The 572-nt window shown below is 65.9% G+C and carries 1 protein-coding gene; it reads left to right on the top strand.

Features of this window, described 5'->3' with window-relative positions; all coding sequences use genetic code 11:
• On the top strand, window positions 1–572 hold a 572-nt coding region (locus tag FFK22_RS42150; RefSeq protein ID WP_143957037.1), incomplete at both ends, for a peroxiredoxin.

The raw sequence follows: 572 nt of genomic DNA, 5'->3' as shown, positions 1-572 counted from the left end.
CCCGATTTCGAAGTCGAGACCACCGAGGGGCGGATCCGCTTCCACGACTGGCTCGGCTCGTCCTGGGGCGTGCTGTTCTCCCACCCCAAGGACTTCACCCCGGTGTGCACCACCGAGCTCGGCGCCGTGGCCAAGCTGAAGCCCGAATTCGACCGCCGCGACGTCAAGGTGATCGGCCTCAGCGCCGACCCGGTCGACCGGCATGCGAGCTGGGCCCAGGACATCAAGGAAACCCAAGGCTACGCCCCGAACTTCCCGGTGATCGCCGATTCCGAGCTGGTCGTCTCCAAGCTCTACGGCATGCTGCCGGCCGACGCCGGCACCACCTCGGAGGGCCGCACCGCGGTCAACAACCAGACGGTGCGCAACGTCTACGTCGTCGGGCCGGACAAGAAGGTCAAGCTGGTGATCTCCTACCCGATGACCACCGGCCGCAACTTCGACGAGGTGCTGCGGGTGATCGATTCGCTGCAGCTGACCGCCAAGCACAAGGTGGCGACGCCGGCCGATTGGAAGAACGGCGAGGACGTCATCATCGTCACCTCGGTCTCGGACGAGGAGGCCAAGCAGAA

This window comes from Mycobacterium sp. KBS0706 (assembly GCF_005938675.2).
In the GTDB taxonomy this organism is placed as follows: Bacteria; Pseudomonadota; Alphaproteobacteria; order DSM-16000; family Inquilinaceae; genus Inquilinus.
The sequence above is the reverse complement of the archived record's forward strand: the minus strand, read 5'-3'. Positions and strand labels throughout refer to the sequence as shown.